14 protein-coding genes are annotated in these 16,371 nt (G+C 70.8%); 5 read left to right on the forward strand and 9 right to left on the reverse strand.

What is annotated here, in order from left to right:
• Positions 1–17 precede the first annotated feature (17 nt).
• The 3 genes from ACFVXE_RS22460 (at position 18) to ACFVXE_RS22470 (ending at position 3,358) form a co-directional block, all read left to right on the forward strand.
• Entirely contained in the window at positions 18–746 is a 729-nt protein-coding gene (locus tag ACFVXE_RS22460; RefSeq protein ID WP_389673449.1) for a hypothetical protein, read from the forward strand.
• 49 nt (positions 747–795) lie between these two features.
• Complete coding sequence (locus ACFVXE_RS22465; RefSeq protein ID WP_389673451.1) at positions 796–1,611, forward strand: DsbA family protein; 816 nt, start codon at positions 796–798, stop codon at positions 1,609–1,611.
• 85 nt (positions 1,612–1,696) lie between these two features.
• Positions 1,697–3,358, forward strand: coding sequence for an alkaline phosphatase D family protein (locus tag ACFVXE_RS22470; RefSeq protein ID WP_389673453.1), 1,662 nt, complete (start codon positions 1,697–1,699; stop codon positions 3,356–3,358).
• Positions 3,359–3,490: 132 nt separating this feature from the next.
• On the opposite strand, the gene ACFVXE_RS22475 is transcribed toward ACFVXE_RS22470, so the two are convergent.
• Entirely contained in the window at positions 3,491–4,060 is a 570-nt protein-coding gene (locus tag ACFVXE_RS22475; RefSeq protein WP_389673454.1) for a dienelactone hydrolase family protein, read from the reverse strand.
• A gap of 46 nt (positions 4,061–4,106) precedes the next feature.
• On the opposite strand from ACFVXE_RS22475, the gene ACFVXE_RS22480 reads away from it, so the two are divergent.
• The gene (locus tag ACFVXE_RS22480) at positions 4,107–5,234 is read left to right on the forward strand and encodes a mechanosensitive ion channel family protein (protein ID WP_389673495.1); all 1,128 of its coding nucleotides are present in this window, start codon (positions 4,107–4,109) and stop codon (positions 5,232–5,234) included.
• Positions 5,235–5,286: 52 nt separating this feature from the next.
• Here ACFVXE_RS22480 and ACFVXE_RS22485 read toward each other — a convergent pair whose 3' ends face one another.
• The 5 genes from ACFVXE_RS22485 to ACFVXE_RS22505 form a co-directional block, all read right to left on the reverse strand.
• Complete coding sequence (locus tag ACFVXE_RS22485) at positions 5,287–6,879, reverse strand: Na+/H+ antiporter (protein WP_389673456.1); 1,593 nt, start codon at positions 6,877–6,879, stop codon at positions 5,287–5,289.
• 251 nt (positions 6,880–7,130) lie between these two features.
• A complete protein-coding gene (locus ACFVXE_RS22490) occupies positions 7,131–7,610 on the reverse strand; it encodes a GNAT family N-acetyltransferase (RefSeq protein WP_389673457.1) in 480 nt (159 codons plus the stop codon).
• A complete protein-coding gene (locus ACFVXE_RS22495) occupies positions 7,607–8,548 on the reverse strand; it encodes an RluA family pseudouridine synthase (RefSeq protein ID WP_389673459.1) in 942 nt (313 codons plus the stop codon). The genes ACFVXE_RS22490 and ACFVXE_RS22495 overlap by 4 nt, the downstream gene beginning before the upstream one ends.
• 23 nt (positions 8,549–8,571) lie before the next feature.
• Positions 8,572–9,195 carry a signal peptidase II gene (lspA, locus tag ACFVXE_RS22500; RefSeq protein WP_389673461.1) on the reverse strand — a complete coding sequence of 208 codons (624 nt, stop codon included), beginning with the start codon at positions 9,193–9,195 and terminating at the stop codon, positions 8,572–8,574.
• Positions 9,196–9,252: 57 nt separating this feature from the next.
• On the reverse strand, positions 9,253–10,119 hold the full coding sequence (locus ACFVXE_RS22505; RefSeq protein WP_389673462.1) for a TraR/DksA family transcriptional regulator: 867 nt from the start codon (positions 10,117–10,119) through the stop codon (positions 9,253–9,255).
• Between the two features lie 537 nt (positions 10,120–10,656).
• Here ACFVXE_RS22505 and ileS point away from each other — a divergent pair.
• Entirely contained in the window at positions 10,657–13,815 is a 3,159-nt protein-coding gene (gene ileS, locus ACFVXE_RS22510; protein WP_389673464.1) for an isoleucine--tRNA ligase, read from the forward strand.
• Positions 13,816–14,105: 290 nt separating this feature from the next.
• Here the strand turns inward: ileS and ACFVXE_RS22515 are convergent, their stop codons facing one another.
• From ACFVXE_RS22515 to ACFVXE_RS22525, 3 genes are all read right to left on the reverse strand, one after another.
• Positions 14,106–15,233, reverse strand: a complete 1,128-nt coding sequence (locus ACFVXE_RS22515) for a DivIVA domain-containing protein (RefSeq protein ID WP_389673466.1) — start codon at positions 15,231–15,233, stop codon at positions 14,106–14,108.
• 49 nt (positions 15,234–15,282) lie between these two features.
• The gene (locus ACFVXE_RS22520) at positions 15,283–15,567 is read right to left on the reverse strand and encodes a YggT family protein (protein ID WP_389673467.1); all 285 of its coding nucleotides are present in this window, start codon (positions 15,565–15,567) and stop codon (positions 15,283–15,285) included.
• 70 nt (positions 15,568–15,637) lie between these two features.
• Positions 15,638–16,255 carry a cell division protein SepF gene (locus ACFVXE_RS22525; protein ID WP_389673469.1) on the reverse strand — a complete coding sequence of 206 codons (618 nt, stop codon included), beginning with the start codon at positions 16,253–16,255 and terminating at the stop codon, positions 15,638–15,640.
• Between the last annotated feature and the right edge of the window lie 116 nt (positions 16,256–16,371).

Here is a 16,371-nt window from a genome sequence, read left to right on the forward strand (position 1 = left end):
TGGCACACTCTCGGGCGATGGACATATCCGGGACGCAGCTCAGAGTCGTACGCGCGGCGCTGTTCACAGCGCTCGTCGTGACGCTCTCGGCTGCGTCCCATGTGCTGCTCTCCCGGGTCCCGCTGCCCCTGACCGTCGTCGGCGCGCTGGCCGCGCTCGTCTTCGCGGTGGCGTACGCGCTGGCCGGCCGGGAGCGCGGCTTCGGCGCGATCGCGGGGCTGCTGGTTCCGCTGGAGCTGGCCGCCGACACCGTCTTCACCACCGGCCAGCACCTCTGTTACGGGGCTGCGGGCGGCCCGATCGCGGGCCCCCTGCGTTCGGTCGGCGTCGATGTGCTGTGCGGCGGCGAGGCGGGTGACGGTGGGACGCGGCTCGGCGGCGTCGGAGCCGTCGGCACCCCGCTCGCCTCGGTGACCGGTGCCGGGCACGGCACGGCCGCGCTGCTGGCCTCCCCCGGCCCCGCGGTGCCGTGGCTGCTGCTCGCCGCCCACGTGTCGGTCGGTCTGCTCGCCGCGGCGTGGCTGCGGCGCGGCGAGTCCGCGCTCGCGGGTCTGCTGCGGGCGGTCGCCGCCACGGCGTTCCGGCCGCTGCTGACCGCGGTGGCCGTGGCGGGCGGGGGCCGCCGCGCGGTACGCCGTGGCGCGCGGCCCGCCCCGTACCGCCCGCACCTGCTGGCGCGCGCCCGTCTCCTCGTGCACTCCGTGGGACGGAGGGGACCGCCGCGCTCGGCCTGCGCCACCGCCTGAGCACGGAAAGTCCCTTACCACGTACCTCGTTCACCACGGAGAAACAGTCATGAGCCAGCGCAACAGCCAGGCCAACAAGGCAGCCGCCCGCGAGCGGCTCCGCGCGGAGCGCGAGCGCCAAGCCAAGAAGGCCAAGATACGCAAGCAGGTCGTCGTCGCCGTCTCGGTGGTCGCCGTGCTGGCGATCGCCGGCGGCGTCAGCTACGGCGTGATGCAGCTGAACAAGCCGGGGCACTGGGAGGCCGCGAAGGACGCGAAGAGCGTCACCGCGCCGAAGAACACCTCGGGCACCGACGGCACGACCGTCGTCATCGGCAAGTCGACCGCCAAGAAGACCCTCGAACTGTACGAGGACTCGCGCTGCCCGATCTGCGCCCAGTTCGAGCAGACCGTCGGAGAGACGGTCCACAAGGATGTCGACGCCGGCAAGTACAAGGTCAAGTACATCGGCGCGACGTTCATCGACAACCGCAGCGGCGGTGAGGGCTCCAAGAACGCGCTGAGCGCGCTGGGTGCGGCGCTCAACGTCAGCCCCCAGGCGTTCCTCGACTACAAGTACGCGCTCTACTCCACGAAGTACCACCCGGAGGAGACGGTCGACAAGTTCGCCAAGGACTCGTACCTGATCAAGGTCGCGGACACGGTGGCCGAACTGAAGGACAACAAGGCGTTCCAGAAGGACGTCAACGACGGTACGTACGACAACTGGGCGATGAAGATGTCCGCGACGTTCGACAAGAGCGGCGTGCAGGGCACCCCGACGCTGAAGATGGACGGCAAGACCCTCACCAGCGAGGGCAGCGAGAACGCCCCGATGACCGTGGCCGACTTCGACACCGCGATCACCAAGGCGCTGAAGGGCTAACTGCGGGCAGCGGTCTCCCGACGGGTGGGCGAACTTTCGCGGTTCGCCCACCCGTTCGCTCTACCGGTCAGTAGTTTCTCCTTCCGTGACCAGTCGACACCTTCCTTCGTCCCTCTCCGCTCCCAGCCGCCGCACCCTGGTGAAGGCCGCCGCCGCCACCGCCGTCGCGGCCCCCGTGCTCGGCGGCGCGACCGACGCCCGCGCCGCCGCCGGTCCCGCCTTCCTGCACGGCGTCGCCTCCGGCGATCCGCTGCCCGACGGGGTCCTGCTGTGGACCCGCGTCACCCCCGTCCCCGAGGCCGTACCCGGCTCCGGTCTCGGCGCCGACACGGCGGTGCGCTGGGAGATGGCCGAGGACCGGGAGTTCACCCGGATCGTCGCCCAGGGCTCCACCGTCGCGCGGGCCGCCTCCGACCACACCGTGAAGGCCGACGTGCGGGGCCTGGCCCCGGCGACCGCGTACTGGTTCCGCTTCTCGGCGGGCGAGGACGGGGCGGTACGGTCCCCGGCCGGCCGCACCAGGACGGCCCCCGCGGCCGGGGCGGCCACGCCGGGTGTGCGCTTCGGTGTGGTGTCGTGCGCCAACTGGGAGTCCGGCTACTTCTCCCCGTACCGGCATCTCGCCGCCCGCGCCGATCTCGACGCGGTCCTCCATCTCGGCGACTACATATACGAGTACGCGTCGGGCAGCTACCCGGACACGAAGTACGTCGTACGGCAGCACGAGCCGCGGAACGAGATCCTCACGCTCGCCGACTACCGGACCCGGCACGGTCACTACAAGACCGATGCCGATCTGCAGTCCCTGCACGCCGCCCATCCGGTGATCGCGATCTGGGACGACCACGAGTTCGCCAACGACGCCTGGTCCGGCGGGGCCGAGAACCACACGCCGGGCACCGAGGGCGCCTGGGCGGACCGGGCGGCAGGCGCCAGGCAGGCGTACTTCGAGTGGATGCCGGTCCGCGCCTCCACCGAGGGCACCGTCTACCGGCGGCTGCGCTTCGGCACGCTGGCCGATCTCCACCTCCTCGATCTGCGTACCTTCCGCTCCCAGCAGTCGACGGTCGGCAACGGCTCGGTCGACGACCCGGACCGCACCATCACCGGCCGGGCGCAGCTGGACTGGCTCAAGACGGGCCTGGCCGGTTCGGACGCCACGTGGAAGCTGGTCGGCACGTCGGTGATGATCTCGCCCGTCGCCTTCGGTTCCGTTCCCGCACATCTGCTGGAGCCGCTGGCCGAACTGCTGGGGCTGCCCACGGAGGGGCTCGCGGTCAACGTGGACCAGTGGGACGGCTACACCGACGACCGCAAGGAACTCGTCTCGCACCTGCGGGACCGGTCGATCACCAACACGGTCTTCCTGACCGGTGACATCCACATGGCGTGGGCCAACGACGTACCGGTGAAGGCGGCGACATATCCGCTGTCGGCCTCGGCAGCCACGGAGTTCGTGGTGACGTCGGTGACCTCGGACAACCTCGACGACATCCTGCACGTCGCGCCGCAGACGGTCTCGGTGGTCGCGGCCGCGGCGGTGAGGGCCGCCAACCGCCATGTGAAGTGGGTCGACATGGACTCGCACGGCTACGGCGTGCTCGATGTGACCGCCGAGCGCTCGCAGATGGACTACTACGTGGTCTCCGACCGGACGAAGCGGGACGCGGGCTCGGCCTGGACTCGTTCGTACCGGACGCTCAGCGGGACCCAGAAGGTCGAGCGGGTCGACCGGCCGGTGCGTTGAACACCCGGTGCGCCGAGCCCCCGGTGGCCGCCGCTCGGAGCCGCGCCGGGAGCGCATGACGGACCCGGGCCCCCGCACACCGTCACGGCGTGCGGGGGCCCGGTCCGTCCACCGTGCGGGGCCCCGCTCCGTCTACAGGGTGGCGAGGAAGCCGAGCGCGACCTTCCAGGTCAGGTCGGCCGACGTCGCGTCGTAGTCCGGCAGGTCCGGGTCGGTGAAGAGGTGGCCCGCGCCGGGGTAGCGGTAGACCTCGACATCGGCGCCGGTCCGCTGCATCTGGAGATACCAGGAGTTCAGCCAGTCATCGCTCTCGAACGGGTCCGGGTCGGCGACGTGCAGCTGTACGGGCAGCTCGTCGACCGTGGCGTTCTCGGCGATGTCCGAGGTGCCGTGGAGCAGCAGCAGCCCGCGCGCCTTCGCGTCGCCGAGTGCCAAGGTCTGGGCAGTGGCGGCGCCGAGGGAGAATCCCGCATAGACCAGACCGCGCTCGGAGTACGGGGCCGCGGCCAGCACGGCGCGCTTGAGCAGTTCGGCCTTGCCCACCTCGTTCTGGAAGGCCATGCCCTCCTCGACGGTCTCGAACGTGTGCCCTTCGAAGAGATCGGGCACGTGCACCTCGTGCCCCGCGGCACGCAGCCGGGCGGCGGCCGCATGGACCGCGGGCCGCAGGCCGTACGTCGAGTGGAAAAGCATGATGTTCATGGGAGCAATGGTGCCAGTTTCGGTCGACAGCATGGAGAGCGACGGGATGGAGAACGTTCTGCGCCCACTGGTCATCGTCGGTGGCGCGGTGGTCATCACGCTGGTGGTGGGCTGGCTGGTCGATGTGCTGCTGCGGCGCGCCGACGCCCGGCATCCGGACACCCCGCTGTGGGGACTGCTGCGGCGCTGCCGGGTCCCGCTCCTGCTGGTGCTCTGCACGGCCCTGCTGCGAGGCAGTTTCACGCACACCGGCCTCGACGTGGTGACGGAGCACCGGGCCGCGATCGGCCAGGTCCTGACCCTGGTGCTGATCGGGGCGTCGGCCTGGCTGGTGGTGCGGATCGCGACGGCCGTCGTCGACTCCGTCTACGCCAGGTACGCGTCGAACACCCGCGATCCCGCCCGGGTGCGCCGGGTCCGTACCCAGGTCGCGCTGATCCAGCGGGTGGTCACCGCGATCGTGGCCACCGTGGCGACGGGGGCGATGCTTCTGACGTTCCCCGCGATGCGGACGTTCGGCACCTCGATGCTGGCCTCGGCCGGTGTCCTCGGCATCGTCGCGGGCATCGCCGCCCAGTCCACGCTCGGCAACCTCTTCGCGGGGCTGCAGATCGCGTTCGGCGACATGGTGCGGATCGGCGACACGGTGGTGGTGGACGGTGAGTGGGGCACGATCGAGGAGATCACGCTGACCTTCCTCGCGGTGCGGACCTGGGACGAGCGGCGGATCACGATGCCGGTCTCGTACTTCACCAGCAAGCCGTTCGAGAACTGGTCGCGCGGCGGGGTGCAGATGACCGGCTCGGTCTTCTTCCACCTCGACCACAGCGCCCCGGTCGCCGCCATGCGCGAGCAGCTGCGGGACATCCTGGGCGAGTGCGCCGCCTGGGACGGCCGCGACTGGTCCCTCGCCGTCACCGACACCACCCCGTCGACGATGCAGGTGCGCGCAGTGGTCACGGCGAAGGACGCCGACGACATCTGGACGGTGCGCTGCGCCGTGCGGGAGCAGCTGATCGGCTGGCTGCGCGACCGCCATCCGTACGCGCTGCCGCGGGTCGCGACGGCCCCGGCGGCGCTGCCCCCGGGCGACCAGTGGCCGGACCTGCCCCACGCGGACGGCAACAAGCCGGTCGGCTCGCACGGGGCGGCGCCGCGGACCGGCCGCGGCTGAGGGGGCCGGGCCCGGCGGCGCCACCGGCCGCGCCGTCGGCCCGTGCCCCGGGTCACCGCAGGCGCAGGCTGCGTACGTCCAGCTGCCGCAGCACGCGGTCGACCACCTCCGGGTCCGCCCCGGCCTCGCCACGCGCGGACAGCACCGCGTGGCGAGCGGCGGACATCATCTCGCGCTGGACCCGGCTGACCGCCCTGAACCGCTCGGCGCGCTTCGCGTACGCCTCGCGCCGGTCCTCGTCGACCATCTCCGGGCTGATCCGCGCCCCCACGTCGTACGCCAGCCGCTGGAGCCGCTCCATGACCTCCTCCGGGAACTCCTCCGTCTCCTGGATCTCCCGGAAGCGGCGTCTCGCGGCCTTCGCGGCACGGACCGCGAGCTCCTTCTCCAGCGCCGCCTCCGCGTCGGTGTCCGCGCGGACGCCGAGCTTCCGTACCAGCCACGGCAGAGTGAGTCCCTGGAAGACCAGCGTCGCCATGATGACGGCGAAGGCGATGAAGATGATCTGGTCACGTCCGGGGAACGGCTCCCCGGCGTCCGTCTCCCGCGGAATGGCGAGCGCCAGCGCCACCGAGGCCACCCCGCGCATCCCCGCCCACCACATGACGACGGTCTCACGCCAGTTGGTGGGGATCTCCTCGCTGCAGTCGCGGCGCCTGTGCAGCCGCTCGGTCAGCCAGGTCGCGGGCAGCAGATAGAGGAGTCGTACGCCGACGACGACCGCGACGACCACCAGGCCCCAGCCGGCCATCTGCCAGGCGCGGCCCTGCGGCGTACCGAAGACGTTGTGCAGCTCCAGGCCGATCAGGCCGAACGCCACCCCGGTGACGAGCGTGTCGACGATTTCCCAGAAGCTGCGTCCGGTGAGCCGCCCCAGCACGTCGTCCGCGTCGGCGGTGTGCTCGGCGAGGAAGAGCGCGGTGGTGAGCACGGCCAGCACGCCCGACCCCATCAGCTCCTCCGCGAGCACATAGCTCACGAACGGCACCAGCAGCGTCAGCCCGACCTGGAGCGTCGCGTCGCCGAGCAGTCCCATGAGTCCGATGGTCAGCCAGCCCAGCGCGAGACCGACCGCCACGGCGACCACCGCGGACAGGGCCAGCAGCCCGAACGCGTCCGGCAGCGAGAAGTCGCCGCTCACCACCGCGGCGATCGCCACGTGGTAGAGCACGATCGCGGTCACGTCGTTGAACAGTCCCTCGCCCTCCAGGATGGAGACGAGCCTGCGGGGCAGCCCGAGCGACCCCGCGACGGCGGTCGCGGCGACCGGGTCGGGCGGGGCGACGAGCGCGCCGAGCGCCACGGCGGCGGCGAGGGGCAGCCCTGGAACGATGGCGCCGGCGACCGCGGCGACCGCGGCCGTCGTCACGAAGACCAGCGCCACGGCCAGCAGGAAGATCGGTCTTCTGTTGGCGGTGAACTGCCGCCATGAGGTGCGCTGCACGGAGGCGTACAGCAGCGGCGGCAGCAGCGCGGGAAGAATGATCTCCGGCGGGACGTCCACGTCCGGTACGAAGCTGAGGAACGCCATACCGACCCCGGCGAGCGTCATCAGCACCGGTGCGGGCAGTCCGAGACGCTCCCCCAGCGGCACCGTGACCACGGCTCCGAGCAGGAGCAGGAGAAGCAGTGCCATCTGGTCCACGAAGTGCCTCCCGAGGATCGCCGGGCGGAACCCGGACACCGGGACCGGCCGCGGGGCCGCGACGTGGTGCGGCGCTCCACGCCCACCCTGCCGCACGGCGGCACTGCTGTGATCACACCGCGCGGCGCGGGCCGCCCGGGGCCGGGCCGGTGCGACGCGTCGTCGGCCGGGAAGCGGCCGCGCCGGTGCCGGCCGGGACACACGGAGGGTGCCGTTCCGGCCCGTGCGGGCGGAACGGCACCCGGTGGGTGCTACAGGGAGCGGCGCATCGCCCGGTGGGCGATCCCCGCGTCCGGGAACTCGGGGCCGTACGCCACGTAGCCGAGCCGTTCGTAGAAGCCGAGCGCATGGGTCTGGGCATGCAGGTCCACGGCGGCGAGGCCGAGCCCACGGGCCGCGTCCTCGATGGCCCGGACCAGCGCCGCGCCGATCCCGAGGCCGCGCGCCTCCTTGGCCACCGCGAGCCGGCCGAGCGAGCCGAGGGTGAGGTCGCCGCCGGTCTTGGACGCGACACCCGCGCCGTGCAGCAGCCGTCCCGTGCCGAGCGTCGAGCCGTCCGCCGCCACCGCGATGACGTGCACCGCGTCCGCGTCGTAACTGTCGTACTCGATCTCCTCGGGCACGTTCTGCTCGCCGACGAAGACCTCCTTGCGGACCTGGAAACAGGCCGCGAGGTCGCTCTCGTCGACGGCTGTGCGGGTGGTGTACGGGGCGGGGGTTCCGGTGGTCACTGGCTCTCCGCCGCAATCTTGTCGAGGGCCGTCTGGAGGTCGTCCGGGTAACTGCTGGCGAACTCGACCCAGCTGCCGTCCGCGGGGTGCTCGAAGCCGAGCCGGACCGCGTGCAGCCACTGCCTCGTCAGCCCGAGACGCTTGGCCATCGTCGGGTCGGCTCCGTACGTGAGGTCGCCCACGCAGGGGTGGCGGTGGGCGGACATGTGCACGCGGATCTGGTGTGTGCGGCCCGTCTCCAGCTTGATGTCGAGAAGGCTCGCGGCGCGGTACGCCTCGATCAGGTCGTAGTGCGTCACGGAGGGCTTGCCCTCGGCCGTGACCGCCCACTTGTAGTCGTGGGTGGGGTGGCGTCCGATGGGGGCGTCGATCGTGCCGCTCATCGGGTCCGGGTGGCCCTGGACCAGCGCGTGGTACTTCTTCTCGACGACCCGGTCACGGAACTGGGCCTTCAGCAGCGTGTAGGCCCGCTCGGACTTGGCGACGACCATCAGGCCCGAGGTGCCGACGTCGAGGCGGTGGACGATCCCCTGGCGCTCGGCCGCGCCCGAGGTCGAGATCCGGTAGCCGGCCGCGGCGAGACCGCCGATGACGGTGGTGCCGGTCCAGCCCGGGCTCGGGTGGGCGGCGACCCCGACCGGCTTCACGATCACGACGATGTCGTCGTCGTCGTGCACGATCTCCATGCCCTCGACGGGCTCGGCGACGATCTGTACCGGAGCGGGTGCCTGCGGCATCTCCACCTCCAGCCAGGCACCCCCCTGGACCCGCTCGGACTTCCCGACCACGGCACCGTCCACCTGCACTTTCCCCGCGGCGGCCAGCTCGGCGGCCTTGGTGCGGGAAAAACCGAACATACGGGAAATGGCGGCGTCGACACGCTCGCCTTCCAGGCCGTCGGGAACGGGCAGGGTGCGGACCTCGGGATACGTACTCACCTGTCGAGTATGCCTTGCCCCTGCTAGTCCTTGTGCACGGTGCCGTCGGGGTCCAGGCCCCGGAAGGAAAGGATCACGATCAGGATGCCGCCGCAGACGATGGCGGAGTCCGCGAGGTTGAAGACGGCGAAGTGCGCGGGGGCGATGAAGTCCACCACCGCGCCCTTGAAGAGGCCGGGCGAGCGGAAGACGCGGTCGGTGAGGTTGCCGAGCGCGCCACCGAGCAGCAGACCGAGCGCGATCGCCCACGGAAGGCTGTAGAGCTTGCGGGCGAGACGCGCGATGACCACGATCACGGTCGCCGCGATGACGGTGAAGATCACCGTGAACGCCGCGCCGATGCCGAACGCGGCGCCCGCGTTCCGGATCGCGTCGAGGCGCAGCCAGCTGCCGAAGATCTCGACGGGCTGCTGGTGCTCCAGCTTCGCGACCACGATCATCTTGCTGATCAGATCGATCAGGTAGGCGAAGACGGCCACGGCGAAGAGCACCGCGATCTTCCGCTTGCCCCTGCTCTCGCCCGGGACCTGGTCCTGGGTCGTGTCCGCATCGTCCCCGGACTCGCCCCGCACCCTGCCCTCGGCTCCCTCGGTGCCCTCAGCATCAGGGATGTCCGGCGTACCGATGATGCGCTCCGCCTCTGCCACGTGAGTCCCTCAACCTAGGTTCCTGACCGAAGACGAGGGTACGACACACCTTCGGGATCAGCCGCGACGCTCCTGCTTCTGTTTGTCCTCGACACAGAGCGTGGCCCGGGGGAACGCCTGCATCCGCGCCTTGCCGATCGGCTTGCCGCAGATCTCGCAGAGTCCGTACGTGCCGGCGTCGAGCCGGGCCAGCGCCCGCTCGGTCTGCTCCAGCATCTCCGTGGCGTTCGCGGCGAGCGCCATCTCGTGTTCCCGGGTGATGTTCTTGGTGCCGGTGTCCGCCTCGTCGTCACCCGCCCCGTCACCGGAGTCCCGCATCAGTCCGGCGAGTGCCGCCGCGGACGCCTCCAGCTCACTGCGGAGCCGCATGACCTCGCTGGTCAGCTCGGCCCGCGCGTCCGCGACCTCCGCCTCCGTCCATGGGTCCTCACCGGGCCTCACGGCCAGTTCTCCGGGCGCTGTCGCAGCGGCGGCCCTGGCCGGGGGCACGGGCGCTGCGCCCTTGCCGGCCGTGCGGGTCCGGGCTGCGCTCTTCTTGGCTACCACCGTGTGGGCTCCTGTCTCCTCGGCGGCCTCGGCCGCCCCCATGGCCGCCGCAGCAGCCTTCTTCGAAGCCTTCTTGACCGCGCTCTTCTTCGCCGTGGCCTTCTTGGCCGGGGCCACGTGCCCGCCACCGGTGTGCCCGTCGTCCAGCTCGGCCGACCCGTGGGCCGCCCTGTGCTCCGTTCCGGCGTGCTCGGCCGCCGTGCCGCGTGCCGCGGTCTTCTTCGCGGCCTTCTTCGCCGCGGTCCTCTTCGCGGCGGTCTTCTTCGGCCCCGGCTCCGGGGCCGACTCCGTACCTGCCTCTCCGGCCGTCCTCCCGGTCGCCGCGCCCGTGGATCTCGCTGACGCCGACTTCTCTGCGGCGGTCTTCTTCGCCACCATGGCCGCGGCCCCTTCACATATTGTGATCTTGCACGCGAATCGTGCTGGGACGATAAATCGGCCCCAGCGCCGCGGCAACGGGGCACGCCGCCGAATCGCCCCTCCCCATGCCGGATCACAGCGCGCCTGAATCCGTTGTGCCCAGCTCCCCGCCCGGTAATCCGCCCCCCGGCCGCGCGCCAGGACTCCGCACGCCCCGTCTGGCCATTCGGGTCACGGCCGCGCCCCCGGATAAACCGGTCGGCCGTCGCCCGTACGGGCCCGTACACTGACCCCAGCGAGAGGCGTGGATGGGACGAGTAGCGTCGTAGGCAGCCAGGAGCGACCCGGGGACGGTGGGAGCCCGGGGGCGAGCGCGTCGTGAAGATCACCCGGAGCCGTCGGAGGAACGCCGCAAGGCAAGTAGAACCGGCATCGCGACCCCAATGAGGGGGCCACGGGCGCACACCCGGGGCCAAGGAGGGTGGTACCGCGGGAACCGCACGGTTCTCGTCCCTCCGACGGAAGTGGAAAACGTCCGCCGGAGGAATCCTGCCCATGACATCGCCGCAGTACCACCAGGTACCCGCCCAGGTCGACCTGCCCGCGCTGGAGCACGCCGTGCTCGACTTCTGGCGCGAGAGCAAGGTCTTCGCCAAGAGCCTCGAACAGTCCGAGGGCCGCCCCGAGTGGGTCTTCTACGAGGGCCCGCCGACCGCCAACGGTATGCCCGGCGCCCACCACATCGAGGCCCGCGTCTTCAAGGACGTCTTCCCCCGCTTCCGCACCATGCAGGGCTACCACGTCGGCCGGAAGGCCGGCTGGGACTGCCACGGACTGCCGGTCGAGCTCGCGGTCGAGAAGGAGCTGGGCTTCAACGGCAAGAAGGACATCGAGGCGTACGGCATCGCCGAGTTCAACGCCAAGTGCCGTGAATCCGTGACCCGTCACACCGACGCGTTCACCGAGCTCACGACCCGGATGGGCTACTGGGTCGACCTGGACGACGCCTACCGGACGATGGACCCGTCGTACGTCGACTCCGTCTGGTGGTCCCTGAAGGAGATCTTCAACAAGGACCTGCTGGTCCAGGACCACCGCGTCGCCCCCTGGTGTCCGCGCTGCGGCACCGGCCTCTCGGACCACGAGCTGGCACAGGGGTACGAGACGGTCGTCGACCCGTCCGTCTTCGTGCGGTTCCCGCTGACGAGCGGCCCGCTGGCCGGCGAGGCCGCGCTCCTGGTCTGGACGACCACCCCCTGGACCCTGGTCTCCAACACCGCCGTCGCCGCGCACCCCGACGTCACGTACGTCGTCGCAACCGATGGCGAGGAGCGGCTCGTCGTCGCGCAGCCGCTGCTGGAGAAGGCGCTCGGCGAGGGCTGGGAGCCCACCGGCCAGTCGTTCACCGGCCGCGAGATGGAGCGCTGGACCTACGAGCGCCCGTTCTCCCTGGTGGACTTCCCGGCCGACGGCGCCCCGGCGCACTTCGTCGTCAACGCCGAGTACGTGACGACCGAGGACGGTACGGGTCTGGTCCACCAGTCCCCGGCCTTCGGCGAGGACGACCTGAAGGTCTGCCGCGCGTACGGTCTGCCGGTCGTGAACCCGGTCCGCCCCGACGGCACCTTCGAGGAGAGTCTGCCGCTGGTCGGCGGCGTCTTCTTCAAGAAGGCCGACGAGGCGCTCACCGAGGACCTGGCCGCCCGCGGCAAGCTCTTCCGCCACGTCCCGTACGAGCACAGCTACCCGCACTGCTGGCGCTGCCACACGGCTCTGCTCTACTACGCGCAGCCGTCCTGGTACATCCGTACGACGGCCGTCAAGGACCGGCTCCTCCAGGAGAACGAGAAGACCAACTGGTTCCCCGACTCGGTCAAGAACGGGCGCTTCGGCGACTGGCTGAACAACAACGTCGACTGGGCGCTGTCCCGCAACCGTTACTGGGGCACCCCGCTGCCGATCTGGCGCTGCGAGGACAACCACCTCACCTGCGTCGGCTCCCGCGCCGAGCTCACCGAGCTGACCGGGACGGACCAGTCGGACCTGGACCCGCACCGCCCGTTCATCGACGCGATCACGTTCACCTGCTCGCACGAGAACTGCCAGCTGGAGGCGTACCGCGTCCCGGAGGTCATCGACGCCTGGTACGACTCGGGCTCGATGCCGTTCGCGCAGTGGGGCTACCCGTACAAGAACAAGGAGCTCTTCGAGAGCCGTTACCCGGCGCAGTTCATCTCCGAGGCGATCGACCAGACCCGCGGCTGGTTCTACACGCTGATGGCCGTCGGCACGCTGGTCTTCGACAAGTCCTCGTACGAGAACGTCGTCTGCCTGGGCCACATCCTCGCCGAGGACGGCCGGAAGATGTCCAAGCACCTGGGCAACATCCTCCAGCCGATCCCGCTGATGGACCAGCACGGCGCCGACGCGGTCCGCTGGTTCATGGCTGCGGGCGGTTCCCCCTGGGCGGCCCGACGCGTCGGTCACGGCACCATCCAGGAAGTCGTCCGCAAGACCCTGCTCACCTACTGGAACACGGTCGCCTTCCAGGCGCTGTACGCCCGCACGTCGAACTGGGCGCCGTCCGCGGCCGACCCGGCGCCGGCGGACCGCACGGTCCTGGACCGCTGGCTGCTCAGCGAGCTGAACGCACTGGTGGACCAGGTCACGCAGGCGCTCGAGGGCTACGACACCCAGCGCGCCGGCAAGCTCCTGTCCGCTTTCGTCGACGACCTCTCCAACTGGTACGTCCGCCGCTCGCGCCGCCGCTTCTGGCAGGGCGACAAGGCGGCGCTGCGCACGCTGCACGAGGTCATCGAGACGGTCACGCGTCTGATGGCCCCGCTCACCCCCTTCATCACCGAGCGGGTCTGGCAGGACCTGATCGTGCCGGTGGCGCCGGACGCCCCGGAGTCGGTCCACCTCTCCTCCTGGCCGAAGGCGGACCTGTCCGCGATCGACCCGGCGCTCTCCACGCAGATGTCGCTGGTGCGGCGCCTGGTCGAGCTCGGCCGCGCCACGCGCGCCGAGTCGGGCGTCAAGACCCGCCAGCCGCTGTCCCGCGCCCTCGTCGCGGCGTCGGGCTTCGAGTCCCTCGCCCCCGAGCTCCACGCCCAGATCACCGAGGAACTGAACGTCTCCTCGCTGGCCTCCCTCTCGGAGGTCGGTGGCTCGCTGGTCGACACGACGGCGAAGGCGAACTTCCGGGCGCTGGGCAAGCGGTTCGGCAAGGGCGTCCAGGCGGTCGCGAAGGCGGTCGCGAACGCCGACGCGGCGGCGCTCTCCCTGGCCCTGCGCGAGGGAACGGCGTCGGTCGAGGTGGACGGTGAGACGGTCGCCCTCGCCCCCGACGAGGTGATCATCACGGAGACGCCGCGCGAGGGCTGGTCGGTGGCGTCCGACTCGGGCGCGACGGTCGCTCTGGACCTGGAGATCACGCCGGAGCTGCGGCGTGCGGGACTCGCCCGTGACGCGATCCGGCTGATCCAGGAGGCCCGCAAGAACAGCGGCCTGGACGTGGCGGACCGCATCGCCGTCCGCTGGACGTCCGAGTCGCCGGAGACGGTCGAGGCGCTGACCGAGCACGCGCCGCTGATCGCCGACGAGGTGCTGGCGCCGGACTACGCGCGGGGTGAGGCGGACGAGGCCTACGGCGCCCCGTTCGAGGACGAGGGCCTGGCGCTCACGTTCCGCCTCCGCAAGACGGAGCGGTAACTCCCTCCCTCCCCATCGGCCCCAGGGCCCGCCCGGAATCGCTCCGGGCGGGCCCTGGGGCTTTCCGGTGCGCCGGCTCCTCGCACGCACCTGCGCCTCGGCGTGACCCGTGGCGCCGCTCCGGAGCTTGTCCCCGACCCTCATGCCCCCGGACGGCGGCGAGGTGGAACCCCGGCCCGCAGGTCCGGTCGGCCGGCCCCGTCCACGGCAAAAAGGCCGGGCCCCGGGGAAATCCCCGGGGCCCGGCCCTCAGCCTGCCGACGGCTACGCGCTCAGCGCGCGCAAGCCGCTCAGTTGTCGTCCTCGTCGATCAGGAACCCACGCATCGGCGACGGTGCCTGCTGCATCGGCTGCGGCGCCTGCGGCCGTACCGGTGCCATCGGCTGGGTCATCGCCGGCGACATCTGCTGCTGGCCACCGTACGAGGGACCGGCGCCCATGGACGGGTTGCCGCCCATCTGCGGGCCGCCGTGACCGCCGTGGTTGCCGCCCATGGTGTGACCCATGGCACCCGCACCGGCCGGAGCCAGCGAGGGCGACGGCGGCAGCGAAGCGGCTGCCGGGGTCCGCGGCGGGGCCAGCGAGTCGTCGGCCTGGGTCTCCAGCTGACGCAGCTGGCTCTCCAGGTAGGACTTCAGCCGGGTCCGGTACTCGCGCTCGAAGCCACGCAGGTCCTCGACCTTGCGCTCCAGCGTCGCGCGGGCCGACTCCAGCGAGCCCATCGCCACGCGGTGCTTCTCCTGCGCGTCCCGCTCCAGGGCGTCCGCCTTGGCACGAGCGTCGCGCTCCAGGCCCTCGGCGCGGCTGCGCGCCTCGCCGACGATCTTGTTGGCCTCGGAACGGGCCTCCGCGATCGCCTGGTCGGCGGTCTGCTGCGCGAGCGAGAGGACACGGGCGGCGCTGTCGCCGCCGGGGCCCTGACCGGGCTGCTGCATCTGCTGCATCTGTTGCTGCTGCATCTGCTGCTGCTGCATCTGCTGCGGCGCGTGACCCATGGGGCCGCCCATCGGGCCACCCATGGGACCGCCCTGCATCGGGCCGGGGCCGTGCTGACCCTGCGGACCGGGGCCGTGACCGCTGGGACCGGCGGGCAGCTGCGGAGCACCACCGGGCAGCTGGGGGGGACCCATCTGCGGGGGCTGCTGCTGGACCGGCGGACCAGATATGGCGGCGGGTACGGGTGCACCGGGACGGTCCTGCGGCTCCGGCTTGCGCATGCCCTGCTGCTGCTGGTTCTGCGCGGCGGCACGCGTGGCGGCGGCCAGCTTGGCGCGCAGGTCCTCGTTCTCACGGAGCAGGCGGGTCAGCTCGGACTCGACCTCGTCGAGGAAGGCATCGACCTCGTCCTCGTCATAGCCTTCTCGGAGGCGGACGGTCGTGAACTGCTTGTTCCGCACGTCCTCGGGGGTCAGCGGCATCTCTTCTTCACCTCTACGTAGTCGTCGGCAGTCGGCAAGACCGTATCGTTCACAGGCTGGTCACAATCGAGATCAGGATGTAAACGATGATCATCAGAACGAAGAAGGACAGGTCGAGTGCCACGCCCCCGAGACGCAACGGCGGAATGAACCGCCGTAGAAGCTTGAGCGGTGGATCGGTGACAGTGTAGGTGGCCTCAAGAAGCACCACCATCGGCTTGCCGGGCTGCCATGAACGTGCGAACTGGAAGACGTAGTCCATGACCAGCCGGAAGATCAGCACGATGAGGAAACACATCAGCGCGACATAGACAACTTGCAGTGCGACGCCCATTTCGCGCTTCCCTCTCCCCTGGCTCTCGTAGCTCCGGCCCTGCGGCCGGTTCGTTCCCGGTGTCGTGTTCTCAGCTCTGGTTGAAGAATCCGCCCTCAGCGATGCGGGCCTTGTCCTCCGCCGTGACATCGACGTTAGCAGGCGACAACAGGAACACCTTCTGCGTCACCCGCTCAATGCTGCCATGGAGACCGAAGACGAGTCCTGCGGCAAAGTCGACAAGTCGCTTCGCATCCGTATCGTCCATCTCCGTGAGATTCATGATCACCGGAGTGCCCTCACGGAAGTGTTCCCCGATGGTACGGGCCTCGTTGTAGGTCCGGGGGTGCAACGTGGTGATGCGGTAGGGCTCCCGCTCGGACACGACCTTGGGCATGATCACCGGTGCGTTCTTCTCCATGTTCGAGCGTTCAGGTGTGATGGATGCCACGGGGGCGATCCGGGCGGGTCGCACACTCTCCGCCGGGATCTGGACCGGCTCCCGCTGTGCGGGCGGCTGCACCACTCGTACCGGTTCGTCCCGCTCACGGTCCCGCTCCACCTGATGCGCGGGCTGGTGCCGCCGCCGGTCGCGCTCCGGCTCCGGCTCGGGTTCGAATTCGTCGTCGGGGTCGAACCCCGGACCGTCGTACCCATCGTCCTCCACGAGGCCGAGGTAGACCGCCATCTTGCGCATCGCGCCGGCCATGCTCCGAGTCCTCCGCTCTGTGGTGGATCGGCATCTGTCACCAAGTGCCCGCGATCCACTCCGGCCTACCCGCCAAAGGCGGGAATGACCATATTTTCTGCTGTGGTCCGACTTGC

Source organism: Streptomyces sp. NPDC058231 (genome assembly GCF_042882275.1).
In the GTDB taxonomy this organism is placed as follows: domain Bacteria; phylum Actinomycetota; class Actinomycetes; order Streptomycetales; family Streptomycetaceae; genus Streptomyces.

Excerpts from the sequence above, each read along its gene's own strand:
- ACFVXE_RS22460 (WP_389673449.1), top strand. The coding sequence starts at position 18 with ATGGACATATCCGGGACGCAGCTCAGAGTCGTACGCGCGGCGCTGTTC.
- ACFVXE_RS22465 (WP_389673451.1), top strand. The coding sequence starts at position 796 with ATGAGCCAGCGCAACAGCCAGGCCAACAAGGCAGCCGCCCGCGAGCGG.
- ACFVXE_RS22475 (WP_389673454.1), bottom strand. The coding sequence starts at position 4,060 with ATGAACATCATGCTTTTCCACTCGACGTACGGCCTGCGGCCCGCGGTC.
- ACFVXE_RS22480 (WP_389673495.1), top strand. The coding sequence starts at position 4,107 with ATGGAGAACGTTCTGCGCCCACTGGTCATCGTCGGTGGCGCGGTGGTC.
- ACFVXE_RS22505 (WP_389673462.1), bottom strand. The coding sequence starts at position 10,119 with ATGGTGGCGAAGAAGACCGCCGCAGAGAAGTCGGCGTCAGCGAGATCC.
- ileS (WP_389673464.1), top strand. The coding sequence starts at position 10,657 with ATGACATCGCCGCAGTACCACCAGGTACCCGCCCAGGTCGACCTGCCC.
- ACFVXE_RS22515 (WP_389673466.1), bottom strand. The coding sequence starts at position 15,233 with ATGCCGCTGACCCCCGAGGACGTGCGGAACAAGCAGTTCACGACCGTC.
- ACFVXE_RS22520 (WP_389673467.1), bottom strand. The coding sequence starts at position 15,567 with ATGGGCGTCGCACTGCAAGTTGTCTATGTCGCGCTGATGTGTTTCCTC.
- ACFVXE_RS22525 (WP_389673469.1), bottom strand. The coding sequence starts at position 16,255 with ATGGCCGGCGCGATGCGCAAGATGGCGGTCTACCTCGGCCTCGTGGAG.